The sequence below is a fragment of the Streptomyces sp. NPDC042201 genome, from assembly GCF_055582185.1.
In genome coordinates this window covers 20336-34683 of record NZ_JBVJDS010000004.1, presented here as the reverse complement: position 1 = coordinate 34683, position 14348 = coordinate 20336, and the positions used below count along the sequence as shown (strand labels likewise).

At 70.3% G+C, this 14348-nt stretch carries 14 protein-coding genes; 9 read left to right on the top strand and 5 right to left on the bottom strand.

Translation table 11 applies throughout. From position 1 onward, the window contains the following. Positions 1 to 8 precede the first annotated feature (8 nt). The 5 genes from ACZ6MZ_RS11115 (at position 9) to ACZ6MZ_RS11095 (ending at position 5640) form a co-directional block, all read left to right on the top strand. Complete coding sequence (locus tag ACZ6MZ_RS11115; protein WP_469351181.1) at positions 9 to 1076, top strand: GSCFA domain-containing protein; 1068 nt, start codon at positions 9 to 11, stop codon at positions 1074 to 1076. Further along, positions 1021 to 1716 carry a hypothetical protein gene (locus tag ACZ6MZ_RS11110; RefSeq protein ID WP_384188174.1) on the top strand — a complete coding sequence of 232 codons (696 nt, stop codon included), beginning with the start codon at positions 1021 to 1023 and terminating at the stop codon, positions 1714 to 1716. Before ACZ6MZ_RS11115 ends, ACZ6MZ_RS11110 begins: the two co-directional genes overlap by 56 nt. 58 nt (positions 1717 to 1774) lie before the next feature. Further along, positions 1775 to 2647 (top strand): TauD/TfdA dioxygenase family protein, encoded by an 873-nt coding sequence (locus ACZ6MZ_RS11105; protein ID WP_384188172.1) that lies wholly within the window; start codon positions 1775 to 1777, stop codon positions 2645 to 2647. A gap of 41 nt (positions 2648 to 2688) precedes the next feature. Further along, positions 2689 to 3474 (top strand): SpcZ, encoded by a 786-nt coding sequence (locus tag ACZ6MZ_RS11100; protein ID WP_469351180.1) that lies wholly within the window; start codon positions 2689 to 2691, stop codon positions 3472 to 3474. Positions 3475 to 3600: 126 nt separating this feature from the next. After that, positions 3601 to 5640, top strand: coding sequence for a GTP-binding protein (locus ACZ6MZ_RS11095; RefSeq protein WP_469351178.1), 2040 nt, complete (start codon positions 3601 to 3603; stop codon positions 5638 to 5640). Here the strand turns inward: ACZ6MZ_RS11095 and ACZ6MZ_RS11090 are convergent. From ACZ6MZ_RS11090 to ACZ6MZ_RS11080, 3 genes are read right to left on the bottom strand one after another with little or no spacing between them, the layout of a single operon-like run. Then, positions 5637 to 6392, bottom strand: coding sequence for an FAD:protein FMN transferase (locus tag ACZ6MZ_RS11090; RefSeq protein WP_469351176.1), 756 nt, complete (start codon positions 6390 to 6392; stop codon positions 5637 to 5639). The genes ACZ6MZ_RS11095 and ACZ6MZ_RS11090 overlap by 4 nt on opposite strands. Beyond that, on the bottom strand, positions 6385 to 6807 hold the full coding sequence (locus ACZ6MZ_RS11085) for an FMN-binding protein (protein ID WP_469351174.1): 423 nt from the start codon (positions 6805 to 6807) through the stop codon (positions 6385 to 6387). The genes ACZ6MZ_RS11090 and ACZ6MZ_RS11085 overlap by 8 nt, the downstream gene beginning before the upstream one ends. A 30-nt stretch (positions 6808 to 6837) precedes the next feature. After that, entirely contained in the window at positions 6838 to 8202 is a 1365-nt protein-coding gene (locus ACZ6MZ_RS11080) for a ferredoxin reductase family protein (protein ID WP_384329805.1), read from the bottom strand. A gap of 149 nt (positions 8203 to 8351) precedes the next feature. Here ACZ6MZ_RS11080 and ACZ6MZ_RS11075 point away from each other — a divergent pair, with 149 nt between their 5' ends. The 4 genes from ACZ6MZ_RS11075 (at position 8352) to ACZ6MZ_RS11060 (ending at position 11994) form a co-directional block, all read left to right on the top strand. Then, entirely contained in the window at positions 8352 to 9086 is a 735-nt protein-coding gene (locus tag ACZ6MZ_RS11075; RefSeq protein ID WP_384188162.1) for a response regulator transcription factor, read from the top strand. Continuing rightward, positions 9083 to 10549: a sensor histidine kinase gene (locus ACZ6MZ_RS11070; RefSeq protein ID WP_469351171.1), complete on the top strand. Its 1467-nt coding sequence runs from the start codon at positions 9083 to 9085 to the stop codon at positions 10547 to 10549. The genes ACZ6MZ_RS11075 and ACZ6MZ_RS11070 overlap by 4 nt, the downstream gene beginning before the upstream one ends. A 75-nt stretch (positions 10550 to 10624) precedes the next feature. Next, on the top strand, positions 10625 to 11251 hold the full coding sequence (locus ACZ6MZ_RS11065) for a GntR family transcriptional regulator (protein ID WP_389677886.1): 627 nt from the start codon (positions 10625 to 10627) through the stop codon (positions 11249 to 11251). A 47-nt stretch (positions 11252 to 11298) separates the two neighbouring features. Further along, complete coding sequence (locus ACZ6MZ_RS11060; protein ID WP_469351169.1) at positions 11299 to 11994, top strand: alpha/beta fold hydrolase; 696 nt, start codon at positions 11299 to 11301, stop codon at positions 11992 to 11994. Between the two features lie 42 nt (positions 11995 to 12036). Here ACZ6MZ_RS11060 and ACZ6MZ_RS11055 read toward each other — a convergent pair whose 3' ends face one another. Both ACZ6MZ_RS11055 and ACZ6MZ_RS11050 read right to left on the bottom strand, forming a co-directional pair. Beyond that, positions 12037 to 12828 carry a carbon-nitrogen hydrolase family protein gene (locus ACZ6MZ_RS11055; protein WP_469351167.1) on the bottom strand — a complete coding sequence of 264 codons (792 nt, stop codon included), beginning with the start codon at positions 12826 to 12828 and terminating at the stop codon, positions 12037 to 12039. A 79-nt stretch (positions 12829 to 12907) separates the two neighbouring features. Next, positions 12908 to 14287 (bottom strand): MFS transporter, encoded by a 1380-nt coding sequence (locus tag ACZ6MZ_RS11050; protein WP_384188155.1) that lies wholly within the window; start codon positions 14285 to 14287, stop codon positions 12908 to 12910. Between the last annotated feature and the right edge of the window lie 61 nt (positions 14288 to 14348).

Genomic DNA, 14348 nt, shown 5'->3' with positions numbered 1-14348 from the left:
TGACCTTCGTGCATCCTTACGCGTCCCTCTCCGCGCGCTCGTTCTGGCGCACGGCCGTCGCCGAGCCCGATCCGGCGGACATCACCGGGCTGTGGACGCCCAAGTTCACCCTCGGGCAGGACGATCCCGTACTCACCGCGGGCTCCTGCTTCGCCCGCCATCTCGGCCCCGCCCTGCTGGAGGAGGGCATGTACTGGCAGGACGCCGAACCGGCGCCGCCGGGTCTCACCGCGGCCGAGCGGCGGGAACGCCACTACGGCCAGTTCTCCTTCCGCACCGGCAACATCTACACCGCCGCCGCCCTGCTGCAGTGGCTGTCCTGGGCCTTCGGGGAGACGGAGCCGCCGGAGGAGGTGTGGAGCGAGGCGGGCAGTCACCACGACCCCTTCCGGCCGTCGGTGGAGCCCGGAGGCTTCGCCTCGCCCGGCGCCGTGGCGGCGGCCCGGCAGGTGACGCTGGCGGCGATACGCGACGCGGTGTCGTCGGCGAGCTGCCTCATCTTCACCCTGGGGCTGACGGAGGCGTGGCTCGACCGCGCCACCGGCGCCGTGCACCAGGTCTGCCCCGGCACCGTGCACGGCACGTTCGACCCCGCTCGCCACGTCTTCCACAACTTCACCGCGGCCGAGGTGCACAGGGACCTGTCCGCGGCCGTCGCGCTCGCCCGCCGGGCCAACCCCGGTCTGCGGGTGCTGCTCACCGTCTCCCCGGTGCCGCTGACGGCGACGGCCACCGGCGGGCACGCCCTGCCGGCCACCACGTACTCCAAGTCCGTACTGCGGGCCGCAGCAGGGCAGTTGGCGGTGGAACTCGACCACGTCGACTACTTCCCCTCGTACGAGATCGTCACCGGCCTGCCCTTCGGACGGCGGTTCTTCGAACCGAACCTGCGCACCGTCACCCCGCAGGGCGTCGCCTTCGTGATGCGCCACTTCTTCGAGGCGCTGGGGCAGCGCGCCGCCGCGACCCGCCCCGTGCCCACCCCTGACTCCCGGACTGCCGGCGGAGAGGACCACTGGTGTGAAGACGCCGTACTCGACTACTACAACCGCGGCCAGGTTCCTCCTGCTCGGTGACTCCCACGCCGGGCCCGTCGGCCGCGCCGCCGAGGCCGCTCGTGTGCCGTTCCGGGGCGGACCCCTGGGCGCGGGCCGTGAGTTCCACGCGGACTTCTTCGACGTACGCGGCACGGACGTGGTCTTCCGCAAGGAGGAGACCGAGCGCCTCTACCGCGGGTTCCTCGCCGAGCTGGGTGCGGAAGGCCTCGGGGCGCTGGACATCCCGCTCGTGACGACGTTCGGCTTCAGCGCCCATACGGTCGCCACGAGCGAGAACTGGCGGATCTACCGCGTGCGGGGCGGCGGTTTCGCGCCCGGCTTCCTCGGCAGCGGCCTGTTCGCCGACATCGTCCGGGCCATGGTCCGCGACGCGCTGGCCTTCTACGAGCACGCCGTCGGACTGGGGCTGCGGGTCGTGTCGCTGATGCCGCCGCAACGCGTGCCCGGCATGTCGGATCCGCAGGTGTTCTTCGCCGCCCAGGAGACCGTTCGCGCCGAACTGGCCGCGCGTGGCGTCGAGATCGTGGACGTCCGTGCGCGCGTGACCGACGGGACGGGGTTCCAGCGGCCCGCCTTCTGCGAGGCGGACGACACCATCCACGGCAACCTGGCGTTCGGCCGGCTGATCCTGGCCGACCTCCTCGCCCGCGGCCTCTGACCCCGCTGCCACCCGACCGACCCAAAAGCTTCCCCCACACACAGAGGAGAGAACGACCGTGGAACAGTTCGCACTCGACGCCATCGAGCGCATCACCACCAGGCCGAGGGAACACAGCACATCCATCACCGTCGACCCGCTGACCCCGCTCCTCGGCGCGGAGGTGTCGGGCCTGGACCTCTCGAAGGAACTGACCCCCGAACAGACGGACGACGTCAGGCGGGCCTTCCTGACCCATCACGTCCTGGTGTTCCGCGACCAGACTCTGACGGACGAGGAGCACAAGCGTTTCGCCGGTCTCTTCGGTCCGCTGCACCCCGTCGCGCTTCCCGCCGAGGGCTCCGACCCCTACGTCCTGGAGATCAGCGCCGACAAGGAGTCGCGGGCCGTCGCCGGCAACGGCTGGCACGCCGACGGCACGGCGGACGCCGAGCCCTCGCTCGGATCGATGCTCCACATCACCCGTATCCCCGAGGCGGGCAGCGGCGGCGACACCCTGTTCGCCAACATGCACCTCGCCTACGACATGCTCTCCCCGGCGATGAAGACGTTCCTGGAGGGCCTGACCGCCGTCCACGACGGCGCGCTGCCCTGGATGGGACAGACCCCGCCGCCCGAGTACGACATCCCGAAGAACGAGCACCCGGTCGTGGTCCGCCATCCCGAGACCGGGCGCAAGCTCCTCTTCGTCAACGCCCCCTACACGTCGCACATCGCGCAGCTGTCACGCGTCGAGAGCGACGCGGTGCTGCAGATGCTGTACGCCCACATCGCGCGCACGCCCCTGTTGCACTGCCGGGTCAGCTGGCAGCCCGGCACCCTGGTGTTCTGGGACAACCGGTGCGTCCAGCACCACGCGATCTGGGACTACTACCCGCACTCGCGTTACGGCCGGCGCGTCGCCATCGACGGCACCCGTCCGAAGGCTTGAGCGACCGAGACGGCCGTACGCCGAGAAAGCCGAGGGAGAGAGTGAACGGGCACGCGAGGGGTTTCGTCGTCCTGCTCGACCAGGGAGGGCCCGCGGACCCGCCAGGCCCACCCGGCCCGCCCGGAACACGGCAGGCCGGTGATCCGGCGATACCGGTGTGGGCCTGGCACCTGCTCGCCGCGCTGTACGACGGCCAGGACGAACCGGCGGCCGAGAGCTGGGCCCTGCGGGCGCACGCCGTGCTCGAACTCCTCGACGGACCCGTCGACTTCAGGGTCGTCCACGCGTGGCACGCGGACGTCGTCCTGCCGATGCTCGCCGAAGCGACCACACGGCGCGGCCGGAGCTCCCAGCCGTACGAGGCGCCGGCTCGGCTGCACGCGGCTGCGGCGGCGGGCGAGCGGCACGACCGGGCCACATGGGAAGCGGCTCTGGAGCCGGCTTTGAGGGAGGTGTACCGGCACGCGTATGCCACGGCCGAGGCCGGCGAGACGGCCTACGCGAACGCTCGTGCCTACGCCGTCGCCAACGGGTACGACGAGGCGGAGGCCGACCGGTACGGTCGCCGCTACGCCGATCTGAGCACCGACGCGGGCGTGCGTGCCTTCTCCGACGCCAATGCCGTGGCCAACGCGCGGGCCACGGCGGCGGCGTACACGACGGCCGACGACCGGGCGCGGGCATGGGCGTTCTGGGGTGCGCGGGTCCACGCGTACGCCCGCGCCGGTGCGGTGGGGTCCGCCGACGGCGGCACGGACCCGGCGGCGGAGCGGTCGGCGGCCTACGGCCGCCTCGCCGAGGGCCTGCTCGACGCTCTCAGTAAATAGGTTGCCCTCCCAAGTGGCCGTCTGCTGTAATCCCCAGCAGCCAATCGATCAAGGAGACGGAAATGCGGAAAGCGTTCATGTTCAGTCAGACGGGAACTTTCACCTATCTTGAGGACATGACGCTTCGTGCGAACGTTGAACTTGGGGATCCTGGCGCATGTCGACGCCGGTAAGACGAGCCTGACCGAGCGGCTGCTCCATTCCGCCGGTGTCATCGACGAGATCGGCAGCGTTGACGACGGCAGCACCCAGACCGATTCCCTGGCGCTGGAACGGCAACGCGGCATTACGATCAAATCGGCCGTCATGTCGTTCGTCATCGACGACATCACGGTCAATCTCATCGACACGCCCGGCCACCCGGATTTCATCGCCGAGGTGGAACGGGTGTTGAGCGTGCTTGACGGCGCCGTACTGGTCGTCTCCGCCGTCGAGGGCGTGCAGGCGCAGACCCGCGTATTGATGCGGACGCTGCAGCGGCTGCGCATTCCCACCCTCATCTTCGTGAACAAGATCGACCGCGGTGGCGCGCGATACGAACACGTGCTGCACAGCATGTCCGAGAGGCTGGCCCCGGCGGTCATCCCGATGGGATCGGTCGACGGACTGGGTACCCGCGGTGCTCGGTGCGCGCCGTTCACCGACGCCGACGCCGACTTCACCTCCAGGCTGGTCGATCTGCTCGCCGACCACAACGACGCGTTTCTGGCCGCGTACGTCGATGACGAGGCGACGGTCTCGTATCCCCGGCTCCGGGGCGAGCTGGCGGCACAGACCCGGCAGGCGCTGGTACATCCGGTGTACTTCGGCTCGGCCATCACGGGCGCGGGCGTGGAGGCGCTGATCACCGGTATCACCGAGCTGCTGCCCGCGACGGAAGGCGATGTGGACGGCCCGGTCTCGGGCACCGTCTTCAAGATCGAACGCGGGCCGGCCGGGGAGAAGATCGCGTACGTCCGCATGTTCTCGGGAACGGTACGAACGCGCGATCTCCTGCGATTTTGTGGCGAGGGCGACGACGACGGCGAGGGGAAGGTCACCGCGGTCAGCGTCTTCGACCGTGGCCCGGCCGTTCGCCGCGCGTCGGTCGACGCGGGGCAGATCGGCAAGCTCTGGGGTCTCGGTGATATCCGGATCGGCGACGCGATCGGCGTATCGCGAACGGGCCCGGCGCGTCACCACTTCGCCCCGCCGACCCTGGAAACGGCCGTCATTCCCTGCCGCCCGGCCGATAAAGGGACGCTGCATGTCGCACTCGTCCAGTTCGCCGAGCAGGACCCGCTGATCAACCTGCGGCAGGACGATATTCGGAAAGAAGTATTCGTCTCGCTGTACGGAGAGGTCCAGAAAGAGGTAATCCAAGCAACGCTGGCGAACGAATTCGGCATCGACGTCACCTTCCGCGAGACAACGACCATCTGCGTCGAACGGCCCAACGGCACCGGCGCCGCCGTCGAGATCATGGGCAAGGACTCCAATCCGTTTCTCGCGACCGTCGGGCTGCGCATCGATCCGGCTCCGATCGACACCGGCGTGGAATTCCGGCTGGAGGTCGAGCTCGGGTCGATGCCGTACGCGTTCATGAAAGCGGTCGAGGACACGGTCAAAGAGACGCTCCACCAAGGGATCCACGGATGGCAGGTCACCGACTGCACGGTCACCATGACGCATTCCGGCTACGCGCCGCGCCAGAGCCACTCCCATGCCATCTTCGACAAAAGCATGTCGAGCACGGGCGCGGACTTCCGCAACCTCACCCCGCTGGTCCTGATGAGCGCGTTGAAGCAGGCCGGCTCCGGGGTGTACGAACCGATGCACCGCTTCCACCTGGAGCTCCCGGCAGACACATTCGGAGCGATCATGCCCGCCCTGGCCCGGCTGCGTGCCATTCCGCTCTCGCCGGAGGTCCGGGGCCCGTCGTGCCTGCTGGAGGGTGAGATCCCGGCAGCCCGGGTGCACGAGCTGCAACAACAGCTACCGGCGCTGACGCGCGGCGAGGGAGTGCTGGAATCCGCCTTCGACCACTACCAACCGGTCACCGGCGCCATCCCGACCCGGACTCGCACAGACCATGATCCGCTCCACCGCAAGGAGTACCTGCTGAACGTCGTCCGGAGGGTCGCCGGACGCAGGGAGGACGCGTCAGGTGCGTCAGACAGGCCCTAGCAGGGAAAGCCGTCGCTTTGCCATGTCCTGCCGTCGGCGGTGACCGCCATCGCCTCGTAACCGTCCTGCGAGGCGATCCAGGAGCGCGCCCCGTCGCCCATCGCGAAGGCGGCGGTGGCGAAGACATCGGCCCGGGTCAGAGAACGGCCGGTCACAGTGATGGACAGCAGGCCGGAGGCCGGCAGGCCGGTGCGGGGGTCGAGGACATGAGCGCCCCGCTCGGCCGTTCCCGACGTCGCGACGGCCAGGTCACGGCCGTCGACGACGCCGATCAGCCGGTCCCGGGACCGCGGATGGGCGATGCCGATCCGCCAGGGGACACCCGGAGACGCTTCCCCCCGGAGCTGGAGATCGCCGCCGCCGTTGACGTACGTGTCGTGCGCTCCGGACTCGTACAGAATCCGCGAAGCGCGCTCCACGGCCCACCCCTTGACCAGGCCGGACGGGTCGAGCCGGCCGCCGGGCGTGACCGTGAAGAACCCTCCGGTGACCCGGGTCGCCTCCGCGCAGAGTTCGAGGACCTCGGCCACCACCTCCGGGCACCGGTCCACGGTCGACTCACCACGGGAGAGGCGGCTGATGGCGCTGTCCGCGCGGTACGTCGAGAAGACCGCGTCCATCTCGTGCAGCCACGCGACGGCCTCGGCGAGGGCCCGGCGGATGTCCCGGGTGACCGCGCCGCGGATGTCGAAGGAGAACACGGTTCCCATGACGTGCTCGACATGGCGCAGGCCGTTGGCGCGGTCAGACACCGGCCTGGTCCAACGCGCTCTGCAGGGACTGTATATAGCCCTCGCTGGTGTAACTGGCCCCGGAAACGGCGTCGATGTGCGCGCTCTGGGCGCCCAGGGCCTCCTGGGTGAGGCGTGGCACCGCGTAGGCGGCGATCTCCTGGTCGCGGCCACTTCCGGAAGGCACCTGAACGGCCCTGACGGCCGTCAGCCTGCCCTGCTCGACAGTGACCGCGACCTGGACCGGTCCGTACTGGGTGTCGATCACATCACCGGTGAACGTGCCGTTCGTGGTGCCCTGTGACGGGTGCCCGGACGGTGACGCGGACGGCGGCCGTGTCGCGACGGCGGGTGGTGTGCTCTGGTGCGGTTTGAGCGACAGGAGCAGGACGATGCCCGCCGCCGTCGAAAGGAGGGTGAGTACTGCTCGGCGCATGGCGGATCCGGTCTCCTCGGGCGGGCGGTCTCAGAACGCGAACGACTCGTGATGGATACGGTGGCGTGGCACACCCGCCGTGCGCAGGGCCCGCCGCGCCGCGTCGGTCATGCCGGGCGGGCCGCACAGGTACACGTCGTGGTCGGCCACGTCGGGAACGAGACGCAGCAGCGCGCGGGCGGTGAGCGGCACGGAGTGCGAGGCGGGTTCGTCGACCGCGTACAGAACCCGGGCGCCGCGGGCCGCGGCGATGGCGTCGAGCTCGTCGCGCAGCGCCAGATCGTGCGGACGCCGGGCGCGGTACATGAGGGTGACGTCACCCGGGAGCGTCTCGAACAGGGTGCGCAAGGGGGTGATCCCGACTCCTCCGCCGATCAGCAGGGTCTTCCGGCCGGTGCCGCGGGCCGCGGTGAAACCGCCGTACGGGCCCTCCGCCCACACCCTGGTGCCGGGCGCGAGCCGGGCGAGCGCCGCGCTGTGCGTACCGGCCGCCTTGACCGTGATGCGCAGGAACCGGGGGTGGGCGGGAGCGGAGAGCGAGTAGGGATTGGCGGTCCACCACAGGCCGGGCGCCAGAAAACGCCAGCGGAAGAACTGGCCCGGTTCGGCGGCGAGTTCTTCGAGCCGCTCACCCGTCAGATACACCGAGACCACGCCGGGCGCCTCGGGCCGTACCTCCGTGACACTCAGACGGTGACGCAGGGCCCGGCGTACGGGGACGAGGAACCGGAACCAGACAAGCAGTACGGCCACCGTGAGGAACAGGGCGTACCACGCCACCCGGGCGGCGGGGTTCGTCACGAAGTCGGCGCCGTTGGCGAGCTGGTGTCCGAAGGCCAGAAACACCGCCAGGTAGGTGGCGAAGTGCAGATAGTGCCATGTCTCGTAGCTCATCCTGCGGCGGGCCGCACGCGCGGAGAGCACCCCGGTGGCCAGGAGCAGGACGAATCCCGCCGTCGCCTTGAGCATGTCCGGATACTGCAGAACGAGCGTCCGGGTCTGGTCCACCACCGTCGACCGGGACGTCAGTGTGTAGCCCCAGATGATCAGCAAGGTGTGGGCCAGGACGAGCGAGACGGTGTACCTGCCACCCAGCGCGTGCCACCGGGCCAGCCGGTCGGTCCCGATGCCCCTGTCCAGCAGCGGAACCCGCGCCATGAGGGCGAGCAGGACCGCGCAGGCGTAGCCGGCGAGCAGCCCGGTGATGCGACCCGCGCCGGTCAGCCATCCCGCGGGGCCGACGACCGACGTGGTGTCGCTCCACCACAGACCGAGGACCGCAGCGGCGCCCGACCAGATCAGGGCGTGGACGGCGAACGGGAGGAAACGCTGAGCCCGGAGGCGGACCGGTGGCCCGCAGGGGGCGGCACGGCGCTCGTACGTAGGAGTGGCCACGAGGTGTCCCTCTTTCGGAGGCGGACCGCCAGCCTCACAGTGCCCCTTCTGAGAAGCCTCTGAAGAGACATCCGCACCGACGATTCAGAGGAAACTCAGAGCTCCGGCGACCCGCGCCCGGCCCGGCCACGGGGGATGCTGGACACACCATGGACAACCACGCCCCGCCACCCGTTCTGAGCAGGCCCGACGGCACCCCCGTGCGCGTCCTCGTCGTCGACGACGAGCCCGACCTGACCGAGGTACTGTCCGGCGCGCTCCGGTACGAGCGGTGGGAGGTGCGGAGCGCGTGCGACGGCGCCTCCGCCGTCAGCGCGGCCCGCGCCTTCCGCCCTGACGCGGTGGTGCTCGACTGGATGCTGCCCGACATGGACGGTCTTCGGGTGCTGCGCGAGCTGCGGGCGGCTCAGCCGGGCGTCTGCGTCCTCTTCCTGACCGCGCGCGACGCGGTGGAGGACCGCATCGCGGGCATCACCGCGGGCGGCGACGACTATGTCACCAAGCCGTTCAGCCTGGAGGAGGTGCTCGCCCGGTTGCGCGGACTCCTGCGAAGGGCCGGCATGGCCCGGGAGCCGGGCGGCAGCCGGCTGGTGGTGGGAGAGCTGGTGATGGATGAGGATGCCCGCGAGGTCAGCAGGGCGGGCGTGGCGGTAGAGCTCTCCCGTACCGAGTTCGAGCTGCTGCGCTTCCTGATGCGAAATCCCCGCCGGGTCCTGTCGAAGGACCAGATCCTGGACCGTGTCTGGTCGTACGACTTCGGTGGCCGGGCGCACATCGTCGAGCTGTACATCAGCTACCTGCGCAAGAAGATCGACGCGGGCCGGACACCACTGATCCACACCGTGCGCGGGGTCGGCTACGTCCTCAAGCCGGACACCTCATGAGGCGACTGCCCGTGCCGCGCACCCTGAGGGCACGGCTCACCGCGGGTCTCGTGCTGCTGCTCACCCTGGCGTGCCTGGCGGTGGGGGTGACCACCGTGGTGGCGCTCGAAGGCTTTCTCGTACGCAAGCTGGACCAGCAGCTCGTCGCGACCGGGGGCCGGTTCGCGGCGAGCCTGGAACACGAGGCGCGCCCGGACGCGGACAACGCACCCGACACCAGGGGCCAGTCGGACGGCACGTTCGGCGCCCGGCTGCTGCACGGCAGAACCACGCAGGCATCCGTCGTACGCGATGAGACGAACGCCCCCGTACCGCTCACCGCGGCGGACCGGCGGGCGCTGGCCGCCGTACCGCCCGACGAGACGGGCCACACCCTCCGGCTGTCCACCCTCGGCGCCTACCGGGTCGTCGCCGTCGTCGGGGACGACAACGACGTGCTCCTCACGGGACTGCCGTTGCACGGCGTTGCGGAGACCGTGCATCGCCTGGAGGCGGTGGAAGCCGTGGTGTTCGGCGCCACCCTCGCCGTCACCGGAGTGGCGGGGGCGCTGTGGGTACGGCTGTCCCTCAGACCGCTCAGCCGCGTCGCCGCCACCGCGACCGAGGTGACCCGGCTGCCGCTGGCCAGCGGGGAGGTGGCCATGCCCGCCCCGGTACCGGAAACCGACCCCCGTACCGAAGTCGGCCGGGTCGGCGCCGCTCTCAACCACATGCTCGGCCATGTCGGCGACGCGCTCTCCCGCCGGCACGCGAGTGAGGAGAGGCTGCGCCACTTCGCCGCGGACGCCAGCCATGAACTGCGTACCCCCGTGGCCACCGTGCGCGCGCACGCGGAACTGGCGCTGCGCCACCCGGGCACCGTACCGGGCGAGGTGCGGCACGCGCTGGAGCGCATCCAGTCCGAGAGCGAACGGATGACCGGGCTCGTCGACGATCTCCTGCTGCTGGCACGCCTGGACGCCGGCCGGCCACTGGCGCGTGACACCGTGGACCTCACCCGGCTCGCCCTCGACGCCCTGAGCGACGCGCGTGCGGCGGCGCCGGATCATCGCTGGCTGCTGGACCTGCCCGAGGAACCGGTGACCGTCACCGGTGACGGCCACCGGCTCTACCAGGTGGTGGCCAACCTCCTGAACAACGCCCGCACGCACACGCCGGCCGGCACCTCCGTGACCCTGGGCATCGCCGGCGAGGAAGACATCGCCGACGGGGAGGGCATGGTCGTACTGACCGTGACGGACACCGGCCCCGGCATTCCCGCGGAGCTGCGGGCCGAGGTCTTCCAGCGGTTCACCCGCGCGGATCACGGTCGCTCACGGACCGCGGGAGGCACCGGTCTCGGCCTGGCGATCGTTTCCGCGGTGGTGGGGGCTCACCACGGCACCGTCGACGTGACCAGCGTCCCCGGACGCACGGCTTTCCGCATGCGGCTGCCCGTGGACCCGGACCCGCGATCGGGATGACGGCGATGCGGCTTCACGGGCTGTGGCAGCGGGCGGAATTTTGTATACTCGTTGTATGCAACCGTGGGGGAAGTCGTGATATCGGGCCGGGACAAGGCGTACGCGTTTCTCAAGGAGACCGTCCTCACCGACCCGGACATGCAGGGTGGGTTCCTCTCCGAGCAGGAGATCGCCGACCGTATCGGGGTGTCCCGTACCCCCATCCGTGAGGCGTTGCTGCTGCTCGCCGCCGAGGACCTCGTGAAGCTGGTCCCCAAGCGCGGGGCGCAGATCGTCGCGCTGTCGGGGCGGGAGATCACCGAGCTGATGGAGCTGCGCGGCATTGTCGAGCGGTACGCGGCCGAGCGGACCATCCCCGAGGGCCGAGTTCCCGTGTCCGAGCTGACCGGACTCCTGGACCGTCAGCGCGCGCTCAGCGGGCCCGAGCACGCCAAGGAGTTCATCGCGGTGGATCACCTCTTCCACGCGACGATCGTCTCGGCGGTGGGCAACTCCCTGCTCAACCGGCACTACGAGGGGCTGCGCAGTCGGCAGATCCGGGCCGGGGTGGTAGCGCTCTACAACGAGCACGGCCGGCAGGAAGCCGTGCTCGACGAGCATGTGGCGATCCTGGCCGCGATGGCCTCAGGTGACGCGCGCGCGGCGTGCGCCGCGATCGACAGTCATCTGGAGACCACCCTCAAGGTCCTGCTCGCCGGATAGGCAAGTGGTCCGGCGGGGATGTCAGACCGCTCCGCTACGGTGCCACCATGACGGAATTCGTACTGGTCGCAGGCGCGTGGCTCGGATCCTGGGCGTGGGACGAGGTGGTGCCGGAGCTGCGCGCGGCCGGCCACCACACCCATCCCTTGACGCTGTCCGGCCTCGCCGACAAGCAGGGCGTGCCGGCCGGACAGCGGACTCATGTCCAGGACATCGTCGACGAGGTCGAGCGCCACGATCTGCGCGACGTCATCCTGGTCGGGCACAGCTACTCGGGCATCCCGGCCGGCCAGGCCGCCGAGCTGATCGGTGACCGGCTGGCCCGCGTGGTCTTCGTGGATTCCAACGTGCCGGCCGACGGCGAGTCGTTCGTGTCCGGCTGGCCGTACGGCCGGGCGATGGTGGAGGCGTCGATCGCCGAGAGCGGGGGTTTCTGGGCCCCGCTGCCCGCGGCCGACTACGCCGGCCAGGGTCTCAGTGACGAGCAGATCGCACGGATCGTGGCCGGCTCGACACCGCACCCGGGCGCCACGCTGACCGAGCCGGCCGTGCTGGCACGGCCGCTCGGCGAGCTTCCGGCGACATACATCAAATGCCTGCTCGACGGCGCCGAGCCGAGCGACGAGGTGGCCGAGCTGCTGACCAGCGAGCACTGGCGGCTGGTCGAGATGGACACCGGCCACTGGCCCATGTTCTCCCAGCCGCGCGAGCTGGCGCGGATCCTCCTCGACGCGGCCGGGTAGTCACGCCACGGCGCCCCGGACACCAGCCTTCCCGGACAGGGCCTAGAGCCGGCGGTTGGCCAGTACGGGTACGGCGCGGCGAACAGCGGCGACCTCGGCGAAATCCAGGTCGGCCAGCAGCATCCCCGGTCCTGCTTCGAGACGCTGCCGTACGGTTCCGTCGGGACCGACCACCGCGCTGTGGCCGATTCCGGTGGGAGCGTTCGACGCCGTGGGAGTTCCGGACGCCGCCGGGTCGGCCTGGTCCACGGCGGCGAGCCAGAGGGTGGCGTCGAGTGCTCGGGCGCGGATCAGCAGTTCCCACTGCTCACGCTTGCCGGGACCGGCGCCCCAGGAGGCGGGGAGCAGCGACAGGACCGCTCCGGCGTCGGCGTGTGCCCTGAACAGTTCGGGAAAGCGGACGTCATAGCAGGTGGCGAGGCCGATGCGAGTGCCGTCGACATCGATGGTGACGACCTGGGAGCCGGGTGCCACGGTGTCGGACTCCGCATAGCCGAAGGCGTCGTAGAGGTGGATCTTGTCGTAAGCCGCCTCGACGCCGGGGCCGGTGGCCAGCAGGGTGTTCGCCACCTTGCCGTCCGGGGCGGGGGTGAACATGCCCGCGACCACGACGAGACCGGTCTCCTCGGCGATCCGGCGGACCGCCGTGGCCCACGGGCCGTCCAGCGGTTCGGCCAGCGGGGCCAGGGGCGTTCCGAAGCACGCCATCGCGGCCTCGGGGAAGACGGCGACGCGGGCCTCGGCGTCGGCCGCGCGACGGGCCTGTTCGCGGAGGAGCGCGAGGTTCTGCTCGGGGTCGGGGCCGGTGGTGATCTGGCTCAGTGCGATGCGCACGGGGCTACCTTCCTCGGTGCGGGTGCGGGTGCGGGTGCGGGTGCCGATGTTGGTGCCGGTGCCGACGTTGGCGCTGGGGTCAGCCGGCCGATGCGGTCTGCGAGCCAAGGGGCTCTGACGTACGGTCCTCGCTGTCGCTGCCCCCGATCAGCTCCTCCTCGTCCGACCGCCCCCCGTCGCGGCCCAGACACAGCCCGGTGATCGTGACAGCCGCGGTGACCACGATGTAGAGAGCCAGCGGAACCCACGACTCGTAGGCGTCGAGCAGCGCGGTGAACAGCAGGGGCGCGACGGCTCCACCGACGACACCGGCCAGCGTGTAGGCGAGCGAGGAACCGGTGTAGCGCAGTCGCGGGGAGAACTGTTCGGCGATGAAGGCCGCCTGCGGTCCGTACATCAGCGAGTGGATGGCCAGTGCCACCACGACACCGAGGACGAGCAGCGGCCAGCTCCCCCCGCCGATCATGGGGAAGAACAGGAACGGCCACACCCCGGCCGCCGCGGCGGAGACTCCGTACACCAGCCGCCGGTTGACGCGGTCGGACAGAGCTCCGGCCAGCGGGATGAGGAACACCTGCAGGGAGGAGCCGATGAGGACGGCGGCCAGTGCCGAGCCTCGGGACATGCCGAGTTCACCCGTCGCGTAGGTGAGGACGAAGACGGTGAAGAGCGCGTACAGCACGTCCGGAGCGATACGGCTCAGGATCGCGGCCGTCAGGGCGCGGGGGTGCGTGGCGAAGACTTCCCTGATCGGTGCCTGGGGACGATTCTGCTCGGCCTCCATGGCCTTGAAGACGGGGGTTTCCTCAAGCTTCGTACGGATCCACAGGCCGAAGACGACGAGGACCCCGGAGAGCAGGAACGCCACCCGCCAGCCCCAGGTCAGGAACTGGTTCTCGGTCAGCAGTGCGCCGAGGGCCGCGAGTACCCCGTTGGCCAGCAGGTTGCCGGCCGGCGGGCCGATCTGGGCGGCCGAGGCGAAGAAGCCGCGCCGCCGAGGGTCGCCGAACTCGCTGGACAGCAGGACGGCACCGCCCCACTCGCCACCGACACCGACGCCCTGGGCGAAGCGGAGTATGACCAGGGCGATGGGGGCGGCCACGCCGATCGTGGCGTAGGAGGGGAGCAGACCGATCAGGAGGGTGGCGATCCCGATCAGTACGAGGGTCGCGATGAGGACCTTCTTGCGGCCGATCTTGTCGCCGAGGCGGCCGAAGACGAAACCGCCCAGCGGCCGTGACACATAGCCGACGGCGTAGGTGGAGAAGGCCAGCAGAGTGCCGGTTGCCGGGTCCTCGGAGGGGAAGAAGACATCACCGAAGACCAGCGCCGCGGCCACGGAGTAGATGGCGAAGTCGTACCACTCCAAGGCGGTTCCGGTGAGGCTGGCGAAGAAGGCGCGGCGGACCGCGGACCCGCCGATCGGGTGCTTTTCCGTACTCGTGCTGGTGTGCTTCACGACGTCCGTCCTTGAGTGGGGGCGCTATCGACCTTCCGGCATACTTCTTGTATACAGGTCG

Bases quoted from the DNA above. Each gene is read 5' to 3' on its own strand.
- ACZ6MZ_RS11060 (WP_469351169.1), top strand. From the start codon at position 11,299: ATGACGGAATTCGTACTGGTCGCAGGCGCGTGGCTCGGATCCTGGGCG.
- ACZ6MZ_RS11085 (WP_469351174.1), bottom strand. From the start codon at position 6,807: ATGCGCCGAGCAGTACTCACCCTCCTTTCGACGGCGGCGGGCATCGTC.
- ACZ6MZ_RS11075 (WP_384188162.1), top strand. From the start codon at position 8,352: ATGGACAACCACGCCCCGCCACCCGTTCTGAGCAGGCCCGACGGCACC.
- ACZ6MZ_RS11070 (WP_469351171.1), top strand. From the start codon at position 9,083: ATGAGGCGACTGCCCGTGCCGCGCACCCTGAGGGCACGGCTCACCGCG.